Consider the following 20,750-nt stretch of genomic DNA (forward strand, 5'->3'; position numbering starts at 1 on the left):
GTAGAATACAGGTAACATTGTCAATAGGTAGGTCTTGTTGAACAAAAGAGACCTATCTTTTTTTTAGCACAAAATGGTGAAAGCTTTACATTTAAAGCTTTTCAGGCTATTTCGTCACCCCTTCAGGCTTTATTATTATTTTTTTGTCATTTTTATGAGTAATCTTAGGGAAGATTCAGGAGTTTCCCGGATGTGAGTAAAGTTTCCAACTTTCCCTATCTTCCCCATCTTGCTTCTCATTGGGCATCTGGAACTGTCCACCAAGCCAAAGCATAAGCTTGAGACGGCTGATTAAGCTGTTGTTGATACTGAACCCGAATTTTATAGCGACCCGGAGCAGGGACTTGGCAGAAAATATGTTCCACAGCATCCGCTTCACTGATAGAAGCACAGACACTTTTGGTAGTGTCCTCTTCTCCGACTGGCATTAAATAGAGGTCAAGATTATTCAAACCGCGATCGCTAAAACGCTCCCCAACATCATAAGCATCATTATTATTGTCATCCTCTAACTCTACCAAACGGTCCCAAGCGAGAGTTAAAGAGATAAAACTTCCTTCTGCTAGGGGTTTTGTTAACACATAGTCCCGATAAGATGATTTTTCCACAGTACGGTAATCCCAACCTACTGGTGGCACTCCAATGCCACTGGGGCTCCATTGACCGAGTTTAAATTGCTGGTAAGCTCGAAACCCATTGAGATGTCCTGTCCCCATCTGCATATCCAGAGGAATTTTGGGGTCTTGGTAAGCATCAGACTCTAACCAGTGGTGATTATCCTTTGCCCGAATCGTGCGGCTCATGCCTAGTAGCATCCCATCACCGAGATCTTGGATTTTGTCAGCAGAATTAAGCAACACTGCCTTCATTACTTCATGGCGTCGGGAATCTGTACTCCAATTCATCCACAAGCGATGCAGCCCGGTATTGGAGGTTTCCGCCCTGAGGGACTGCATCAAGAATAGTTTTTGTTGTCTTGAGCGCAGCTTGCGCAAAGCGGAATCACCAAATTCCTGTAGCAATGCTACAACACCAGTGATATGGGGAGCAGCAAAACTGGTACCACTGACCTTAGTCACTTTACCTTTGAGGTCATACAACGATATCTTGTTGCCAGGAGCTACCAAATTAATCGAGCGGCGGGCACCAACATTAATTTCTTGCCGAATCAGACGACGACCAATGCCAACTGGTAAAGCACTCAAGTTAGCAAAGTCTACTTTATTAAAAACTCCCTGACGCTTGGCTGTGTATGCTGCATTGATACCATTAAAATTATCTGTGGGGATCGGAATGCCCCCTTTCCCTTGGTTGCCAGCAATCACATACAAGACATCATGCACCCTAGCTGACCAATCGATACATAGAGTTAACAGCGCATTGCCATCCAGCACCGCTTCCTCCCTCGGGTCCCGCTGTAGGGATTCACCAAAACTAAAATTAATTGCCCGCACATCTGAGCCATTTTGCTGAGCAATATGCTGAGCCGCCAGGCACTCTTCTGGTTGTCCACTCCTAGACAGGGAGCCAACTGCTGAAGCGTAGAGTTTTGCATCAGGTGCTACTCCCCGCAACCCTTTGTCTCGACTAACCATCACAGCGGCTACCATAGCCGCATGTTCATCAACATGGGTATTAGGTTGTGCTGGGGTGTTGCGATAAAAAACTCCTGCAGGAGTTACTGTCCGATTCTTGACAGCGGCTTTATCCTTACCAAATAATCCAGGTCTACCAATTTCTACTTGCCCAATGGCAATTTTGCGACCGGTTAAATTATAGGGAGGTTGGTGTAACCGATAGACATTAATACCAGCTTCTGAGATTGATGTATCTAATCCCAAGGCTGGGGCGATTACCCCTGAGATGCTTAAACCACCCAATAGCCATAGCAGTGTTTTTTGGATCGGAATTTTCATAATTGTTTACACAGAGCGCTTTTATTGATCTCTTCCCTCTTTTCCCCTCCTGGGAGGGGTTAGGGGCTCACAGGGGTATTTTTTACATTTGGGTCGGGAGTCGGGAGTCGGGAATCGGGAATCGGGAGTCGGGAAAAGCGGGAAATGGGGAGAATTATCCCGGAAATCATGGTGTATTTTGATACATATGGGGATAAATTTACAGAAATTAATGGTGTATTTTGATACATATGGATAGAAGTTGATACCTAATAAAAGTACCTACTCGCCTCTTTATAAAAAACCTACCCTTGTAAGGGGGTTAGGGGTGGGTTCCTGTTGCCTGTTGCCTGTTGCCTGTTGCCTGTTGCCTACTCCCTACTCCCTACTCCCTACTCCCTACTCCCTACTCCCAAGGGCGGCGTACCTCACCCAATTGAGAATCCCTATAAAGTATTAAGCTGTGTTTAGCATCGATGCAGTTTAATCCCATGAAACTACAACGGACAACTCTGATTTTAGTCATTTCTGCCATCCTCCTCGGGGGAGGTGTATATATTTATGAAATTCAGGGTTCTGAAAAGCGAGAAGCTGCTAAAATCCCTAAAAAACCTATATTTAATTTCACTCAAGACGAGATTCAATCGTTTACTGTTAATAGTGATGACAAGACCTTAGTATTTGAGCGAGCCAGTGAGCCAGAATCGGGTTGGCGGATGAAAAAGCCGAAAGAGGGGATAGCTAGTGATGCGGTTGTTTCCTTTTTGTTGAACTTGCTGGCTCAGGGTAAAAGCGATCGCATTCTTACGGTTAGCCCTGACCAACTTCCAGAGTATGGATTGGACAAGCCCTCAGCAACTATAACAGTGAAACTGAAAAATCAGGACACTCCGAAGCTGATCTTAGGCAACTTGGACTTTACTCGCAGTTTCCTATATGCTCAAGTTTTACCACTGGATTCCAAATCTGAGCAGTTGGATGTACTGTTAGTGCCCGTGGACTTTCAGTATGCGGTCTCACGCCCCCTCTCAGAATGGCTGGTTAATCAGGAAAAGGCTGAAGAAGACAAGCCATCTGGTGGTGAAAAAACTGACTAGTACCAAATCGTAAGCAATCAGCAATCAGCATTCAGCATTCAGCTATCAGTTATCAGTTATCAGCCTTTGGCCTTGGCTCACGGCTGAATGGTTACACCAAATCGACTTTGATAACCTACTTTTTTAGTTCTTGCGGATCTTCCCTTTGTTGTCTTATCAGTTTCTAACTATAGGTGAGGGTAATGGTGAGGGTAATACCCCTCATCCACAGAAGTTAGGTTCTCCGTAGTTTTGATAACAGCTTTGACAGTCAACCCAGGGGTCGCTAGAGTGAAAGTTATCTATTATACACACATTTTGTGCTGTTCTATTGATAAAGTTATTTCTAGCAAACGCTAGCCGCAACATCAGTTAATTGATTAATCTCCTAATAGGAGCTCAAACACTATGGATATTCTTCTGAGCATACTTGCCCCAGTTGTTTTAGTAGCTTTTGGATACAGCGTCGGTACCACAAAAGTTGTCCAAGAGGGAAATGAAGCTCTAGTAGAACGCTTTGGTAAGTATCGTAAAAAACTAGACCCTGGTCTTAACTTCAATGTAGTTCCGTTTATAGACAAGATTGCTGTAGAAGAGAGTACCCGTGAACAGATTTTAGACATTGAACCTCAGCAAGCAATCACGAAAGATAATGTTCAGGTAGAAGTCGATGCCATCGTGTATTGGCAAATTTTAGATATGTACAAAGCGTTTTATGCTGTAGACAATGTTCATGAGGCGATTGAAAATTTAGTCATGACCACCCTGCGTTCTACCATTGGTCAGTTGGAACTAGATGAGACTTATGCCTCTCGAGACAGAATCAATCAGAACTTATTGCAACAACTAGATGATGCCTCTGCTGATTGGGGAGTCAAGGTGATGCGGGTTGAGGTGCAAGAGATTAAACCACCCCAGACTATTATCGATGCCCTAGAGAAGGAGCGAGCTGCTAAGAGTGAGAAACAAGCCAAAATTTTACAGGCTGAAGGTACAGTGGAGTCAATCCAAATGATCTCCAAAGCTCTTCAAGAGCAAGCTAATACTCAGAAAGTCCTACAGTTTCTGATCGCTCAACGCTATGTAGAAGCCAATGAAAAATTAGGTGAAAGCAGCAATTCTAAAGTCGTCTTTATGGATCCAAAAGCACTGAGCGAAGCCATGACTGATTTGCTTCAAACTGAATCTGTGGGCGAGAGTAATTAGGGCAATAATAATGTAAGCATTCAGTCGTCAGCTGTCAGCCGTGAGCTAAAGGCTCACGCGTGCGCGTTCAGCAGACGAAACAGAGATTAAACCAATGCTTACCTCTTGTCTTGATACAGTCGCTCATGGGGGAAACCCCCTGTTCCGAAGCTGCATCGCTTATTCAAAAGCACCGATCTAGTAGCGTGGGCGTAGCACATTAGCACCGATCTAGTAGCGTGTGCGTAGCACATTAGCTGAATGCTGTTCGCGTAGCGTGCGCGTAGCGCTTTAGCTGAATGCTGATAACTGATAGCTGAATGCTGATAACTGAATACTTACACACGCCAAATCGCATCAGCAACACGGCAGACATCATGGAGCTGGCGAACATCGTGTACCCGCAGGATGTCTGCTGAACCGGCAATGGCACTGCAACAAGCCGCAGCAGTTCCCCAAATTCTACCCTTGGGGTCTGGTTGATTGATGATTCGTCCAATAAAGCTTTTCCGAGATACTCCGACTAACATCGGTACACCAAGGGCATCAAACCTAGGGAGTTGCCGCAGAATCTCTACACTTTGCTCAGCGGTTTTGGCAAAACCAATGCCTGGGTCAATAATAATATGCGATCGCTTAATTCCTGCTGCGATTGCGGCATTGACCTGCTCCTCCAGAAAGCTATAGATTTCCCCAATTAAGTCTTGATAGTCAGTTAGTTTTTGCATGGAAACGGGGGTGCCTCGAATATGCATTAAGACAATGGGTACCCCCAACTGGGCTACGACTGGCAACATGTCTGGGTCAAATGTGCCACCGGAAATATCATTGACTATATCTGCACCAGCTTCTACCGCAGCCTTAGCCACAGATACTCTAGTGGTATCGACAGAAATGGGTATCTTCACCACTGAACGGATTGCCTTTACCACAGGCACAACTCGTTTCAGTTCTTCGGGTAGGGAAATTTGCTCGGCACCAGGTCGAGTCGATTGACCACCAATATCGATAATATCAGCACCAGCATCTACTAGAGCCTGAGCTTGCCTTAAGGCAGCTTCTGGGGTATAATACTCTCCGCCATCACTAAAACTATCGGGGGTAACGTTCAAGATACCCATGATATAGGTTCGTTTGCCCCACTCAAAAGAATAGTTCTGGATGGTTAGTTTTCCTTTATCCATCGCTTATAGATCATGGCTAATTGCACATTGAAAATTGCAATTAGCAAATTAACTAATTAATAAGCTAAGAACAATTAACCCATCAACAATTAACAATTAACAATTAACAATTAACAATTAACAATTAGCCAATGACTAATTACAACTACTGATAATTGACAATCCTGGCAAAGCTGGCAGGTTCCAAGCTTGCTCCGCCCACCAGTACTCCATCAATTTCTGATTGAGCCATAATTTCATCAATATTCTTGGGTTTGACGGAGCCACCATATTGAATTGGGACATTAGCTTCCTTTAGCTTAGAGCGAATCAATCCAATGATTCGATTCGCTTCTGATGCATCACAAGTGTCGCCAGTACCAATTGCCCAAATCGGTTCGTAAGCAATCACTAAATTTTGCTGGTCAACGTTGACTAGGTCTTTTTCCAACTGCTTGGTAATAATGTCTTCTGTTTCACCAGCATCCCGTTGTGCTTTCGTTTCCCCAACACACAGAATCGGAATCAAACCATGACGCTGAGCAGCGTGAAGGCGTTTATTAACGGTTTCATCAGTTTCGCCGAAGTATTGACGCCGTTCACTATGACCAACAATGACATAGCGCACACCAATTTCCTTGAGCATCCCACCAGCAATTTCACCAGTGTAGGCTCCAGCATTTTCCCAGTGGATATTCTGAGCCCCGATCTGTACAGGAGTATTTTGTACATGCTCAGACATCACACCCAAGTCGGTGAAGGGAGCACACAGAACAACCTCCCGTTCTATGGGAGTTTGCTCCAGCTCAGGCAAAAATCCCTTTAAAAACTCAGCGGTTTCCGCTTGAGTTTTGTACATTTTCCAGTTACCAGCTATAACAATTTTCCGCACAGCTTAACTAAATCATCTCTAAACCATAATGCATTATTTAGTTTAAAGCTTTTACTTACGCCAATATCAGAAATGTTAGACTTTTGCTGGTCATTGACCTGATCAGACGATACTCCTAGGGTAAATTCAGGGAAGCATCATCAGAGTAAGGTCAATTTATTCCCCCAACTCCCCAGACGCTTCTTACATCTGTTCTGTGACATCTCCCGACATTGATACAAGCAGCAAAAGCTGTCGGTGTTAACTTTTGCCTCTTGCCTCTTGCCAATGCCATTGCCCGTAGCGCTATAACGCTGCTGCTTCCCTTGCTGCGGCAGCTTCGTCGGGATGAATGTTCAAACGGGTTAAATTAAGACGACCCTTGTTGTCAATTTCCCGTATTTTGACAACTACCTCATCTCCTACCGCTAACTCATCTTCCACTTTGCCAACTCGGTAGTCAGCTAGTTGGGAAATGTGAATCATACCTTCTTTGCCAGGAAGTATTTCCACAAAGGCACCAATGGGAATAATTCGGGTGACACGACCAACATAGACATCCCCTTCATTCAGCTTGCGGGTTAAGCCTTGGATGATACTGATAGCTTTTGTAGCTCTGTCCCCATCCATAGCAGATACGGTAACTGTACCGTCATCTTCAATATCGATTTTTGCCCCAGTTTGCTCGGTAATTCCTTTAATTGTCTTACCCCCTGGACCAATCACGGTACCAATGAACTCTGGATCAATCCTCATGGTTAAGAGGCGAGGAGCAAAGGGTGACATGTCTGTGGAGGGTGTGTCAATCACCGCCAGCATCTTTTCTAGGATATGCAGTCTGGCCGGTTTGGCTTGCTCAATGGCCTGGGCTATGGTATCCATGGACAGACCAGTGATTTTCATGTCCATTTGCAAAGCCGTGATGCCAGTATCGGTACCAGCGACTTTGAAGTCCATGTCACCCAAAAAGTCTTCAATACCTTGAATATCGGTGAGAATGCGGACTTCCTCTCCTTCTTTGATCAAACCCATGGCTGCACCACTAACGGGTTTGGTAATGGGTACACCTGAATCCATCAAGGCCAGTGTTGAACCACAAACCGAGCCCATGGAGGTGGAACCATTGGAGGAGAGCACTTCCGATACCACTCGGATCACATAGGGAAACTCGTGTTGAGGGGGCAACACTGGCACTAATGCTCGTTCAGCTAAGGCTCCGTGACCAATTTCACGCCGTCCGGGCGATCGCAATGGCTTGACTTCCCCTACAGAAAAGGGTGGGAAATTGTAGTGGTGCAGATAGCGTTTCTCATCTTCTGGGTTAAGGTCATCTAGAGTTTGGGCATCTCCAGGTGTTCCCAAGGTAACAGTGGATAGGACTTGGGTTAGTCCTCGGTTGAACAAAGCGCTACCATGAACTCGCTGAGGTAATAAACTGGTTTGACAAGAGACAGGACGCACTTGGTCTAGCTTGCGACCATCTACGCGCACTCCCTCTTCCACAATCTGAGTACGCATCAGTTTTTTGGTGAGGCTTTTGAACAGCTTATCGACTAATGCGCTATCTTCAGTAACCGCTACACGGATTGGGTCATCCTCTTTGAGTTCGACAATTTCTGCTTTGACAGCAGTGTCCTTAACTTTATCTAAGGCAACATCCCGACCCTTTTTGTCCAGGTCAAATTGCGAGAGGATAGCTTTAATTTTTTCAGTGGCGCGGACGCGGATAAATTCTTCTAGATTCGAGTCTACGGCTGGGGGTTCGCCAATCACTATTTCAATTCCCAACTCCTCAAGCAGGTCTTGCTGGGCTTTGATCAAGTCTTGTACCGCTTCGTAGCCGAAGTCAATGGCCTCGATTATATCTTGTTCCGGTAATTGATTGGCACCGGCTTCTACCATAATTACCCCTTGTGGGGAACCAGCCACGATTAAGTCCAAGTCACCGTTTTCGATTTCTTTGTAGGTGGGATTAATCATAAAATCATCCCCGAGTAAGCCTACCCTTACAGCTGCCATCGGTCCATAGAAGGGAATCTTACCCTGCAACACCGCAATCGATGCACCAGTAACTGCCAAAACATCTGGCGGTACTTGTTCATCCATAGACAGGGTAGTTGCTACAATCTGTATATCATCTCGTAGCCAACTGGGAAATAACGGACGCAAGGGACGGTCAATTAGACGGCTAGTTAGAATAACTTTTTCTGGAGGACGGCCTTCCCTTCTTAGGAAACCACCTGGAATCCGACCTGCTGCGTAGAGTCTTTCTTCGTAGTCAACTACCAAGGGCAGAAAATCGACCCCTTCTCGACCAGGGGCACGAGTTGCTGTCACTAAAACTGCTGTATCCCCCGACTGTATCATTACTGAACCACCAGATTGAGGGGCAAGTAGACCTACTTTGAGTCTAATATCCCGTCCATCAAAGGATATTGACTTGTCTATCTCTACCATTTCGGTACTTTTTCCTTCTTTGTTTGATCACTGTTCTCGTTCTGTCGCAATCGTAGCATTTATCACTCGGGGGGGGTGTTAAGTAGGGAGTAGGGAGTAGGGAGTGGGGAGTAGGGAGTGGGGAGTAGGGAGTAGGGAGTAGGGAGTAGGGAGTAGGGAGTAGGGAACAGGGAACAGGGAACAGGGAACAGGGAACAGGGAACAGGGAGCAATGAAAAAATTTATATGATGCACCTGATTAGACTAGGAAACGCTATACTTTTTGATGGTGTTTGGCTAAGGGATCAACTCCTCTACGCCTAGGGCGTGTCTTCAAACTCGGAGATCCCCCTAAATCCCCCTTAAAAAAGGGGGACTTTGAGAATGGCTCCCCCCTTATTAAGGGGGGCTGGGGGGGATCTAAATCTTGCGGAAAACTTTGAAAACACGCCCTAGGGTTGCTTGGTTTTTCACAGCGGCCAATTTTATTCTGGAGTCACCTCAGCGGTTTTTTAGAGTTTCAAGACTACTGAATAGTCTAAGTAATAGCCATTAATTTTACTTCAGTTTTTACCGTTTTTTGTTATTGCAAAATCGAATTAAGGTAGTCTCTATCAAGTTTTTTGATAAGCGAATATTTTTTATGTAATGGGTGAAATAACTGGAGATAATCTCCCCTAATCAGCTAAAAAAATAAGTTTGCTTACTTCAATTAATATAGTAATCTCAAGGAATTATGATAATTTGTGTTTCTCGATTCCCGATTCCCGATTCCCGATTCCCGATTCCCTTTGTTATATAGCAATTCTATATCCCATAAGGTAGAAATTGATCCCCCTAAATCCCCCTTAATAAGGGGGACTTTGAGATTAAAAAGCTTACCTAATAACTGCGAGAAACGCTATACAATCTATTAATCAGATAGGATAGCTGTTCATCCTAAGGGATAAATTCAGCAAATTTGATCGACAAAACCTGGACTAGATAACAGAAAAAGACACAAAAATTATTATGGCAACGTTACATGGCAGTTGGATACCTAGGGAAACTAATGGTCATCTATTTATTTGGGGAGAAACCTGGCGCACGAAGGCGCAGATATCAACTACTGCCAATGAGATGTCATGTCACCCGTTTGCCATGACTGAGGAAGAATTGACGTCTTTTTTAGATTCTCATCGTCTGTCCATTGGTCAATTTTTAGAGGTGTCTGAGAAGGCTCGTTCAGGTAGTCGTAAGCGTAGTGCTCAACAGGATCACCATCCCTGGCAGTCTCAAATTGTTCTCTTACCTACTCAAGCATCATCCAAAGGTGAGCCAGGTTATCCAGTGCTGTCTAGCAAAGTGTTTTTAGATAGTGCAGAGGATAGTTCACAAGATAGTGCAGAGGCTGGCCAGTGGGAATTGCAACCATGGCAAGTGCAAGGGGTAAGTCTGGAACCGATGGCAGCGGTAAGATTCCTGCAAGCTTTACCCCTGGGCTCTTTTGAAGGCTCAGACGCTTACCTGGGAGGGGAGTTGCGTTTTTGGTCTCAGGTGATGCGGTGGAGCTTGGATCTGCTGAGTCGGGGTAAGTTTTTACCAGGAGTGTACCGATTGCCTGATGGTAAGGTAAGGGCTTGCTGGCAACCTCTGCTTGATAGTACTACCGATCAAGTCCGTCTAGAAACGTATATCAAGCTCATGCCCTCGGCTTGCTGTGCTTATCCACAACAGGTTAGTTCTCCACAGTTGACCCTTCAACCTGCAACCGATTTGGTTAAGGCTCAGGAATTGCTACTGGGATTCTTGAGTAGTGTGGTTAATACACAGGTGCGGCATTTTGTCAAGGGTGAGTCGGTGCCAGTAGTAGATTCACCGATGGTGGAATGGTTGCGATCGCTTTCTTCTAATTTGTCTTCTAATTCAGATAATTCAGAAACCCTAGCCCTAGAGTCAACAACCCTAGGTCGATTAGCCGCAGCACTCTCGACTTGGAACACTCCGGTGCAACAGAATTTAGTGACACCGACGTCCAAGACCTTCAGCCAAAATCTGTTTCGTACTTGTTTTATCCTGAAACCTCCTACCTCTGATCAAGAGAATTGGAGCTTGGCCTATGGCTTACAAGCGGTTGATGACCCAGACCTGGTGGTGGATGCTGAGACAATCTGGAATTACTCCGGAGAGCGATTGGAGATTAACCAGCGAACCATTGAACAACCTCAGGAAACGTTCCTCAAAGGGTTAGGATTAGCGACTCGACTCTATCCTCCCATTGAACCTAGCCTACACCAACCCCGTCCTGAGTTTTGTGAGCTAACCATAGTAGATGTGTATGAGTTCATTAGGGCGAGTGCATGGCGGTTGCAAAACAATGGCTTGGGTATTGTGCTACCCCCAGGATTGAAACCAGGCACGGGAGCCAAACGCTTGGGGATTAGTCTTGTGGCGGAAGTGCCACCACAAAAGAAGAATCAACGGTTAGGACTCCAAAGCTTACTGAAGTTTAAGTGGCAACTGGCGATTGGAGATAAAACCATCTCGAAGCGGGAGTTTAATCGCTTGATGGCACTGAAATCACCGCTAGTGGAGGTGGATGGGGAATGGATGGCGTTACAACCGTCTGATGTCCGTGCAGCTCAAGAGATGTTTAAGGGTTCGACAGATAACATGACTCTGTCGGTAGAGGATGCTTTGCGGATCACTACTGGTGATAATAATACCTTGGCAAAACTACCAGTAGTGAAGTTTGAAGCATCGGGAGCGTTGCAAGAGTTAATTACTAACTTACAGGGGAATCAATCCCTTGAGCCGATTCCTCAACCTGCTAGTTTTCAGGGGCAATTGCGACCCTATCAAGCTAGAGGGATGGGCTGGCTGGCCTTTCTGGAACGTTGGGGTTTGGGTGCTTGTCTGGCGGATGATATGGGCCTTGGTAAGACGGCACAACTGATTGCGTTTCTGTTGCATCTTCAGGAAGAAGGTACGCTAAATGGACCCTGCTTAGTGGTATGTCCGACCTCTGTGCTAGGAAACTGGGAACGGGAAGTAAGGAAATTTGCGCCATCCCTGAAAACTATTGTCCATCACGGGGATAAACGCTCCAAAGGGAAAGCCTTTGCTAAGGCAGTTAAGACTAAGCAGGTGATCATTACCAGTTATTCCTTAGTACATCGGGATGCCACTACCCTGGATGGGGTGGAATGGCAGGGGGTGGTGCTGGATGAAGCTCAGAATATTAAGAATCCTAGCGCTAAGCAATCCCAAGCGGTGAAGCAACTTTCCACTAGCTTTCGGATTGCCTTAACCGGTACTCCCGTCGAAAATCGGTTGTCGGAATTGTGGTCAATTATCGATTTTCTCAATCCTGGGTATTTAGGCGATCGCCAATTCTTCCAACGTCGATTTGCTGTACCCATTGAGAAGTTTGGCGACCGGGATTCCTTGCAGACCATGCGATCGCTAGTGCAACCCTTTATCCTCCGTCGCCTCAAAACCGATAAGTCTATTATTCAAGATTTGCCCGAAAAGCAGGAAATGAATGTTTTTTGTGGTCTTTCCGCAGCCCAAGCTACGGTTTATCAACAGTTGGTGGATGATTCCTTAGCACAAATTGAAGAAGCTGAGGGGATTAAGCGCAAGGGCATGATTTTGACCTTGTTGTTGAGACTCAAGCAACTGTGTAATCATCCCGCTCTGTTAGAGAGTAAGGGGAAAAAGACGAAAGGGAAAACGGGAGATAATTCCTTGATGTCTAGCCAGCAGTCGGGTAAGTTACGACGGTTGGAAGAAATGTTAGAAGAAGCGATTTCTGAGGGAGACCGTGGCTTAATTTTTACCCAATTTTCGGAATGGGGGAAATTGCTGAAACCCTATTTAGAGGAAAAATTTGGCAAGGAAGTTTTATTCCTCTATGGCGCAACTCGTAAGAAACAACGGGAGGAAATGATTGATCGCTTCCAGAATGACCCCGATGGTCCATCGATATTTATTCTGTCTCTGAAAGCGGGTGGTACAGGATTGAATTTAACCAGAGCTAATCATGTGTTTCATGTAGACCGCTGGTGGAATCCAGCGGTGGAAAATCAAGCTACTGACCGCGTCTTTCGGATTGGTCAAAAACGCAATGTTCAAGTCCATAAGTTTATCTGTACTGGCACTGTAGAAGAAAAAATTAATGACATTATTGAAAGTAAGAAACAGTTAGCGGAACAAACTGTAGATGCTGGAGAAGATTGGTTGACGGAAATGAATACGGAACAATTGCGCGATTTGGTGTTGCTTGACCGGAGTGCGGTTATTGATGATTAGGAAGTAGGGAGTAGGGAGTAGGGAGTAGGGAGTAGGGAGTAGGGAACAGGGAACAGGGAACAGGGAACAGTGATAATATTTGACTATTTTAGTGCTTAAATTGATTGTTATCACTGCCGTTACAAAGTTTTTTTGTACTGGTCAAAGTATCAGTATAAGTCTTCAAAAGTCCCCCTTATTAAGGGGGATTTAGGGGGATCTCAATCCTTATTAAGGGGAACCAACAGGGAATCAGAATCAGGAATGAACAAAACTGACATACTCCCTTTCTACTCCCTACTCCCTACTCCCTACTCCCTGTTCCCTGTTCCCTGTTCCCTGTTCCCTGGGCGCAGCCCTATAATTTGCTTACCCTTCATGGTCATTTGCCGCAATAGAAGCGAGGGGTTTGATCGTTTTCAAAATCTGATCAGCTAGGGTTGCTTCGGCTAGTTCAAGCTCATAATGTTGTTGGAGGTTCAACCAAAAGTGGGGAGTAGTACCGAAGTATCTGGCTAGCCTCAGGGCTGTATCGGTAGTAATAGTTTTTTTGCCGTTTACGATGGCATTGACCTGTGTTACGGGTACATGGATATCCTCAGCCAGTTGATTCTGGCTGATGCCGAATGGTTTGATCAATTCTTCTAGAAGAATGTCACCGGGAGTAATAGGGGGAAGTTTTGTAGTCATTAGTGATAATCCACAATTTCAACATCATAGGCATGTCCATTTTCCCTACTCCCTACTCCCTATTTCCTACTCCCTGTTTCCTCTTCTCCCTTCCCTTTACTATTAAGTTTATCATTTACCGGCTGGCGCAGTTCCTGAAACCAATTAGAAAGGCGATCGCGCTGAATAGGTTCACTGGGAGGAACTTTGCCAAGCTCCGCCCTGTAAATTTCCTCAAATTCTATGAGTTTATCCCTGATTGTCAGCCGTGCCTTTAACCAATTTATGAGAATTTCCTCAACGTTTTCTGGTCGGTTACTCCGCAAACGGGTTAAGGTCTCATCTAAGTCCTGTAAGTTTTCCCTAGAAAACACGTCTAGTTGTGTTTTCAGGAAAGAGGGCAATATTAGAAGTTTATAGTTATAAATCATGATGTTACTCTCCAATTACACAGAATACTGCCCAATAGTAGGGCTTTTGAAACGGTTGCTCATGGGGGTGAAAAAAATCCAGTTTGTCTTCAATGCTTTTCATCAAAGAGCTGTCCACAGATAACTGCCTACTCCAGGCCAACAACTCAGACTGGGTACTATCCCGCAGCCAGAATTGCGCTTGATTAAGGGCAACTGCTAAGGACATCTGGTTTTGCAAATTCTGATAAAATTTAATCATCAACAACGCAGTAGAGAACTGCTCTACCGGCCACAGGCTACTAACCACCGCTGGACTCCCCGCAACTAGGAAACCACCAGGTAAGCCAATGTATTCGTCGCTAATGTTATTGGAGTCGATTAATCCCGTTTCACAAGCAGAAAGAGTGACAAGGCGACATTGTTCTAATTTCAGAGCAAAGACTGCATCTAGGGTTAGACTCTTGTCTAAGTCAATAGCGTTTGCGTTATCCAAAACTAGATGTTGTTCTGGGTCGAGTTGATTTGGTGCAGGACTGAGGTGGGTATCTGCCAGGATCAGAGCCGATTTACGTGGTTGTTCGTAGTTAAAGTAACCATGACCACTAAAATGGGCACAGTGGTAAGTGTTGAGAGGTTTGCTATCTATGGCAGTTTTAGTGGCAGCTTTTCCAGCCAGAACATCTGTATATGCTGGGTTGAAGTAGTGTTTAATGACTTCTACTTCGATGTTGGTGTAAAGCAAATCATCAGTGGGGTTTTGAACGGCAAACAGGTGGGTAAAGTCCGGGCGTTTTCTGGTTTGAGCAAGTTGCAGTAGTTGACAGCTAGGGGCGTAACTTACCCCTGCTGGAAACCGATCCATCAAAATTTGAGATTTACCTCCTCCCTGCTTACTGTTAATCGGTAAAGCATGAAGCGGTAATAAATGTAAATATAAATGGGGGATTAAAATTAAGCGATCGCACTCTAGAGGTATTTGCTGAATGATTTCATCAATGTGCAGAATTTGCGCCAGCAAATGTAAACGGGTAGTCAGGTGGCGTCGCGAATGGGATTGTTTTGTATGGTATGCAGTGAAATATTTATTTACCCATCTTATCAATTTATCTAAGCATTTTGGCTGAGACTGCAAAACTATAGGCTGCTTGGTTTGGTTAGTAAAGATGAAAGTAAGTAGCTTATTCCCTGTAATATAAAATTCTACAATGGCAGTTTTATCATCTAAATTTTTCTGAAATTGCTCAAATTTAAAGCTAGAACCGATACGTAAATATTGGTCTTGTAAATCATTCTGCTGCTGTCGCAATTCTTGGAGATGTTGTGCCAGGGCGGTTGAATTTTCAACTTTGCCATGCTGGATTTGGTATTGACCTATGGCTATTTCATCCCTATATTGTTCTAGTTTAGTGACAACATCTCTAGGGAAGATGCTTTTCAGGTCACGGCTGAGGATCTGTTCAACTAAATTGCGGGTTTTGCTCCGTTCCACGTATTCTAGGGCTTGGGTATAGTCCGTTAACTCTATACAGACTTCCACCATGCCTCGATAGACTTTATTCCATTCTTCAGCTAGTTTGGTCTTGTATTCTTCTACTCCAGAACCAGAAATAATTTCCTCGCGTAAAGATTCTACTGTTTCAATGGTAGCATCAAAAGCCTTGTAAGCTTCGGTGAACTTTTGAACATCTTGGTAAGTGAAAGCCAGGTTATTTTTAGTTTGTAGATACTCTCGGGTAAAGGCTTGACGGGTGCGCACTTTTAAAGCCAATTGCCAGCAAGCGATCGCCTCTTCTATATTCTGTGCTTTCTCACCTTTGATTCGGTTACGGTAAGCATTACCGAGATTATTTTGAGTCGATGCCCATTCATAGGGAAATGCGTCAAAGGTATAAACGGTAAGAGCTGATTGGAAGCAAGCGATCGCATATTCTAAGTTTTGTGCTTTCTGACCTGTGATTCTGTTTGAGTAAGCAAGACCTAAATTGTTTTGAGTCTGTGCCCATTTTTCGGGAAATGCTTCACGGGTGCGTACTTCTAAAGCCGATTGGAAGCAAGCAATCGCATATTCTATATTCTGTGCTTTCTCACCTGTAATTCTTTCTAAGTAAGCAAGACCTAGATTATTTTGAGTCGTTGCCCATTCATAGGGCAAAGCTTGAGGGGTGTAAACTTTTAAAGCCAATTGGAAGCAAGTGATCGCATATTCTAAGTTTTGTGCTTTCTCACCTTTGATTCGATTACGGTAAGCATTACCGAGATTGTTTTGAGTTCTTGCCCAATCAATAGGAAAAGCTTCACGGGTGTAAACCCTTAAAGCCAATTGGAAGCAAGGGATGGCCTCTTCTAGATTTTGTGCTTTCTCACCTGTGATTCTTTCTAAGTAAGCATTACCGAGATTATTTTGAGTCGTTGCCCATTCATAGGGAAAATCTTGACAGGTGTAAACCCTTAAAGCCAATTGGAAGCAAGGGATGGCCTCTTCTAGATTTTGTGCTTTCTCACCTGTGATTCTTTCTAAGTAAGCATTACCGAGATTATTTTGAGTCGTTGCCCATTCATAGGGAAAATCTTCACGACTTCGTACTTCTAAAGCTTGCTGATAATAACCAATAGCTGCCTCCAGATTATCTCTTCTGGAGTCTTTAATTCTTTTAGTGTAAGCAATAGCAAGATTATTAATAGTTGTTGCCCATTGTTCAGGAAAATTATCACGTACTCTAACTTCTAATGCAGATTTATAATAATCAATTGATATTTCTATATTTTCAGCTTTTTTGCCAAAAATACGGTTACTATACACAGCAGCAAGATTATGTATAGTTTGCGCCCATTGTTGTGATAGAGTTTCCCGAGGACGTAATTTTAAAATAGTTTCTAATCCAGTAATTGCTATTTCTATAGCATTTGCCCATTTTCCTAATGGAAATTTAGAAATATCAATACAAAGACTTTCTACTATTCCAGCAATTGCCTCTTTTTCTTCAGGATTTAATTCAGCACAAGTATTAAGTATCCACTTGTGTAAAATAGTTTTAAAAGACAAATCTAATTTTGATAAATTAGATTTAATAACAGAATAAATAAATTGTAAATCTCCATTATTCTCATACTCTAGTAATAGCAGTTTTTTCAACAAGTCATAATACTCGTCACTACTATGAAATATATTTTGAGATACCTCCTGTGGTTTTTGCGGCTCAATATCAGCTTGAAAGGGAGTATAATAGTCAAGCAAATCAATATCTCTATCTACAGGAAACTCGATTACTCCAGAACGCCAATCAAAAAAATCAGGAGCACGACGGACTAAATACCTTAACGTATATTTTCTGACGGTAAAGACTAAGCAGCAATTAAAATCATCTCTAAATCTTTCCCGTTGCCAATTGAGATGACCTAATAAGCTGGCTAAAGCCTCTTTTTGATACGCTTTTTTAGGGTTTTCAAGGGTACGTTTAATATAATCGTCTAAGGCTAAAGACTTTTCAATGCCACTAACAAATAAAATATCAATGGGATTGTCGTTAACCTTTTCCTCAATCAGATCATATAAATTATAAATAGAATGGTCTAGCTTTAAAACATCAACCGTTTTATCATTAATATCTTGTTGAATTTCTTCAATAATTCTTTTTTCTTGTACAGGAGTACACCGCACAAATAAAATCCCAAAGCCTTCACGCCAAGATAAATCGCGTTTTAACCTCAGATACGATTCTTGTTCATCTGATCTAAATGTTGTTGAATTGGATGTCAGCATTTTATTTATTAGTTTTTAGCTATCAGCTATCAGTTTTCAGCTATCAGCTATCAGCTATCAGCTAATGGGCTAGATCACAGCGTCGAAGCCTGTGCCACCCAGGCTACGGGAATGGCTCATGGCTGACCGCTGACTGCTGAATGCTCACTATTAGTTAACTCACGAAGAGCAGATTTAAATTCTGATGTCCCTTCAATTAAAGGGTGAACATCATACCAACGCACAGGATTATCTTCTGCATTAGACTCTCGATATTCCAACACACAACGACGGAATAGCAAACTACGATAGTCTTCATCATTAGGGATAGTCTTGGAAAGATAAACTTCAGCTAATTTTGGCCATTCTTCAGAACTAACCGCATTACGATAGGTGCTATCTCTGGCATCACTAACCGCCCGCCTCACTATTTTTGTAGTAATCGGAAAATCATCAATATAACGCATTACTGACTGCATTAATAGCATCAACTCTCGGACATGACCACCAGTCATAGCACAAAGCTCAATGCGAGTATCTTGACTATCAAATATTTGTGTATCAATATCAATCGTAGGGTCAACTAAGTGAATCCTTTTTTCAATAACTTCTTTTAATTTATCTAATCCTTGTGAATAGGGTTGGTTGTGACGGTTTTTTACCATAATCATTGGTAAAACTTGAGGAGTAGCATACCTATTTCTTAATTCAGTAGCTTGACTGGAATAAGCTAAGGAAATAGGTACTGTATAAACTACGTGACAATTCAACGCTGTTAATTGACTGCTATAATCAATAAATATTTCCTCGTGACTTGTTCTGTCATTCCCTTTTTCCAGGGGTATGATTCTATCTAAGTTATCTGCTATCACAACTATTTTAGATTTTTCCTCAGGTAATTTCTGTTGAGCCTCTTCAATAAATTCATTTAACGCTGTAATCAACGATACACTATAAGTATCAACTTGTTTTCTAATGGTTTCACGGCTACTAGGATTGCGTCTTAAGGTTGTAGTCAATTTACTAAAAACCTGAATTTGAGCTTCAACCGTTAATTTTTCAAATTCTACCTCCGATAACGCCAAATCCTTTAATTCAGTCCAGCGAGACTGTAACCAATTTAAGACAGGATGAGGAGCAGCATACTCTTTAAGTTTCTCTAAAATATTACGAGTACAAGCTAACAGAATATCTGTATATTGAGCATCGATTTCATCAATATCTCCTTCCGTTGCGGGAAAATAAACCACAAAGCAGCCATCCTTCTGCAAATAATCTTCCAGACGCAATAACTCCGTTGACTTCCCTACACCCCGATGTCCAGTATAAAGTTGACAAGTCGCTTGGTTTGAAAAGAGGATATTTTTACCAATTTCTCTGAAAATATTGTCATCGCCCCTGACTGCACTACAGTTTACATAAACTGGATCGTTGGCTGGTAAGGGATAAAATGGTTGAAATTGATTGTAGATTTTTTTGATTAAGCTCATGGGGGGTGATGTGTCTAGTGGTTTTCAATTTGGTGAGGTACAGAGTTCCTGGTTTTAGGGAACAGGGAACAGGGAACAGGGAACAGGGAGTAGGGAGTAGGGAGTAGGGAGTAGGGAGTAGGGAAGAGAGAACAGGGAGACTTTTGGCAACGTTACACAAGTTAATAAAATAACGCACCATCGGATAAAACCGTAACAATGAGATGCCCCCGATGGCAATTGCCCTATGGCTGGCTGGTAATTGTCCTAATTATAAAATAATATATTGCGGTTTTTAATTAGGTGAGGTTTTTAGGAAACAGGGAATAGCGATGCAGCGCGGTCTTGGGGGTTTCCCCCATGAGCGACTGCATCAAGACGGGAACAGGGAACAGTGCGTAGGGTGGGCAAAATGATAGTATCTAGAATTGTTCAAAGAACCAAAGGGTTTTTGCCCACCCTACTTACAAAGAATCAACGGCTTTTTGCCCACCCTACAAGCTTTGCTGACTGGCTAGTTTATTAGTTGCGTAGGGTGGGCAAAATGATAGTATCTAGAATTGTTCAAAGAACCAAAGGGTTTTTGCCCACCCTACAAGCTTTGCTGACTGGCTAGTTTATTAGCAACAAGTACTAGTTAATGAGAAACTAGTACTCGTTAGGAAGAAACGGGTACCCATTTGTTACACAGCAGTACTCGTTTACAAGAAAATAGTATTGGTGTGTGAGAAAATAGTACTCGTTAGGAATAAATGGGTACTGGTGTGTTAAAAGTGATTACCTGGTCTGGTCTATTGTTAACCCTTGAGCCTTATAGCCCTATTGCCTATTGCCTATTGCCTATTGCCTATTGCCTATTGCCTATTGCCTATTGCTTACTCCCTGCTCCCTAAAAGCCCAGACGTTGTACCTAACAGCAATTGCAAACCGCTGTATTGATAATTGTGATATTTTTGCCATCATGGAAGTAACTCCTATTTAGGTGGGAGGAAAACCGCGCTGGCGTCGGTTAATGGTTTGAACCAGCGCGGTTATTAGTCTCAGTCTCAATATCTATAGTATAGATAAATCCTGGAAAAAATGCAAGGATTAATTTAGTTTTTTACATTTATTTACAAAGACTATTTGTAGGGATTGATGGATTTAAGTATGGATAAATATTGATAGCAATGTAAGTCTATTTTAGGGCATTTGTTTATTTAAAAGCTAACGATAACGTTATAGTATTGCTTTTTTTATTAACTTTAAAATACTCAAAAAAAAACCTTTAAAAACCCTTGACAAATAGTTGTATAATCATTACAATAATACTTGTCAACAAATTGAATCTTTGACCTATGTCAGAATTTACTCCAAACTCCAACAAACAACCCGTTAAGCACATCTTGAAGGGTTCTCGTAAAGCAGTACTCAACACGATGTACGCCCTTTATGGTCTGCGCTATGCGGAAATTTCCGAGTGGAGTCCTCTGCAGCCCACTGAGGTTCCAGGGCAATTCATTACTATCATGACCAAGTACTTGTTGTTGCCATAACACCTTAAATTTCTGGGGGGGTTTCCC

General features: G+C 43.1%; 18 protein-coding genes. 7 read left to right on the forward strand and 11 right to left on the reverse strand.

The genetic code is table 11. The features are described 5' to 3' along the window. Window positions 1-236 precede the first annotated feature (236 nt). A complete protein-coding gene (locus F6K46_RS19770) occupies window positions 237-1,916 on the reverse strand; it encodes a S8 family serine peptidase (protein ID WP_293065200.1) in 1,680 nt (559 codons plus the stop codon). Window positions 1,917-2,234: 318 nt separating this feature from the next. Between F6K46_RS19770 and F6K46_RS19775 the strand changes: the two genes are divergently transcribed. From F6K46_RS19775 to F6K46_RS19785, 3 genes are all read left to right on the forward strand, one after another. Further along, window positions 2,235-2,366, forward strand: a complete 132-nt coding sequence (locus F6K46_RS19775; protein WP_269087045.1) for a hypothetical protein — start codon at window positions 2,235-2,237, stop codon at window positions 2,364-2,366. A 5-nt stretch (window positions 2,367-2,371) separates the two neighbouring features. After that, window positions 2,372-2,992, forward strand: coding sequence for a DUF4340 domain-containing protein (locus F6K46_RS19780; protein ID WP_081431284.1), 621 nt, complete (start codon window positions 2,372-2,374; stop codon window positions 2,990-2,992). Between the two features lie 387 nt (window positions 2,993-3,379). Continuing rightward, window positions 3,380-4,177 (forward strand): stomatin-like protein, encoded by a 798-nt coding sequence (locus tag F6K46_RS19785; RefSeq protein WP_070394341.1) that lies wholly within the window; start codon window positions 3,380-3,382, stop codon window positions 4,175-4,177. A gap of 317 nt (window positions 4,178-4,494) precedes the next feature. Here F6K46_RS19785 and folP read toward each other — a convergent pair whose 3' ends face one another. The 4 genes from folP to F6K46_RS19805 all read right to left on the reverse strand — a co-directional run bounded on the left by folP (window position 4,495) and on the right by F6K46_RS19805 (window position 8,881). Beyond that, the gene (folP, locus tag F6K46_RS19790; protein ID WP_293065211.1) at window positions 4,495-5,340 is read right to left on the reverse strand and encodes a dihydropteroate synthase; all 846 of its coding nucleotides are present in this window, start codon (window positions 5,338-5,340) and stop codon (window positions 4,495-4,497) included. Between the two features lie 145 nt (window positions 5,341-5,485). After that, on the reverse strand, window positions 5,486-6,211 hold the full coding sequence (gene tpiA, locus F6K46_RS19795; RefSeq protein WP_293065214.1) for a triose-phosphate isomerase: 726 nt from the start codon (window positions 6,209-6,211) through the stop codon (window positions 5,486-5,488). Window positions 6,212-6,496: 285 nt separating this feature from the next. Next, window positions 6,497-8,647, reverse strand: coding sequence for a polyribonucleotide nucleotidyltransferase (locus F6K46_RS19800; RefSeq protein ID WP_293065217.1), 2,151 nt, complete (start codon window positions 8,645-8,647; stop codon window positions 6,497-6,499). Window positions 8,648-8,725: 78 nt separating this feature from the next. Then, window positions 8,726-8,881, reverse strand: coding sequence for a hypothetical protein (locus F6K46_RS19805; protein WP_293065220.1), 156 nt, complete (start codon window positions 8,879-8,881; stop codon window positions 8,726-8,728). Window positions 8,882-9,325: 444 nt separating this feature from the next. Between F6K46_RS19805 and F6K46_RS19810 the strand changes: the two genes are divergently transcribed. Further along, on the forward strand, window positions 9,326-9,451 hold the full coding sequence (locus F6K46_RS19810; protein ID WP_269087046.1) for a hypothetical protein: 126 nt from the start codon (window positions 9,326-9,328) through the stop codon (window positions 9,449-9,451). Window positions 9,452-9,637: 186 nt separating this feature from the next. Then, window positions 9,638-12,919: a DEAD/DEAH box helicase gene (locus F6K46_RS19815; RefSeq protein ID WP_293065223.1), complete on the forward strand. Its 3,282-nt coding sequence runs from the start codon at window positions 9,638-9,640 to the stop codon at window positions 12,917-12,919. On the opposite strand, the gene F6K46_RS19820 is transcribed toward F6K46_RS19815, so the two are convergent. From F6K46_RS19820 to F6K46_RS19845, 6 genes are all read right to left on the reverse strand, one after another. Beyond that, window positions 12,812-13,033, reverse strand: a complete 222-nt coding sequence (locus F6K46_RS19820; RefSeq protein ID WP_293065226.1) for a hypothetical protein — start codon at window positions 13,031-13,033, stop codon at window positions 12,812-12,814. The genes F6K46_RS19815 and F6K46_RS19820 overlap by 108 nt on opposite strands. 234 nt (window positions 13,034-13,267) lie before the next feature. Then, the gene (locus F6K46_RS19825) at window positions 13,268-13,588 is read right to left on the reverse strand and encodes a HigA family addiction module antitoxin (RefSeq protein ID WP_293065229.1); all 321 of its coding nucleotides are present in this window, start codon (window positions 13,586-13,588) and stop codon (window positions 13,268-13,270) included. 59 nt (window positions 13,589-13,647) lie between these two features. After that, a complete protein-coding gene (locus F6K46_RS19830) occupies window positions 13,648-13,998 on the reverse strand; it encodes a hypothetical protein (protein WP_293065232.1) in 351 nt (116 codons plus the stop codon). 4 nt (window positions 13,999-14,002) lie between these two features. Continuing rightward, complete coding sequence (locus tag F6K46_RS19835) at window positions 14,003-17,740, reverse strand: CHAT domain-containing protein (protein WP_293065235.1); 3,738 nt, start codon at window positions 17,738-17,740, stop codon at window positions 14,003-14,005. A gap of 116 nt (window positions 17,741-17,856) precedes the next feature. After that, the gene (locus F6K46_RS19840; protein WP_293117271.1) at window positions 17,857-19,209 is read right to left on the reverse strand and encodes a P-loop NTPase fold protein; all 1,353 of its coding nucleotides are present in this window, start codon (window positions 19,207-19,209) and stop codon (window positions 17,857-17,859) included. Further along, complete coding sequence (locus F6K46_RS19845) at window positions 19,127-19,390, reverse strand: hypothetical protein (protein ID WP_293117275.1); 264 nt, start codon at window positions 19,388-19,390, stop codon at window positions 19,127-19,129. The genes F6K46_RS19840 and F6K46_RS19845 overlap by 83 nt, the downstream gene beginning before the upstream one ends. A 550-nt stretch (window positions 19,391-19,940) precedes the next feature. Here F6K46_RS19845 and F6K46_RS19850 point away from each other — a divergent pair. Together F6K46_RS19850 and F6K46_RS19855 are read left to right on the forward strand one after the other, a co-directional pair. Then, the gene (locus F6K46_RS19850) at window positions 19,941-20,081 is read left to right on the forward strand and encodes a hypothetical protein (RefSeq protein ID WP_293062633.1); all 141 of its coding nucleotides are present in this window, start codon (window positions 19,941-19,943) and stop codon (window positions 20,079-20,081) included. 444 nt (window positions 20,082-20,525) lie between these two features. Then, entirely contained in the window at window positions 20,526-20,723 is a 198-nt protein-coding gene (locus F6K46_RS19855) for a hypothetical protein (protein ID WP_293062635.1), read from the forward strand. The last annotated feature ends 27 nt before the right edge of the window (window positions 20,724-20,750 follow it).

Origin of the sequence: Moorena sp. SIO3E8, from assembly GCF_010692445.1 — a bacterium.
Lineage (GTDB): Bacteria > Cyanobacteriota > Cyanobacteriia > Cyanobacteriales > Coleofasciculaceae > Moorena > Moorena bouillonii.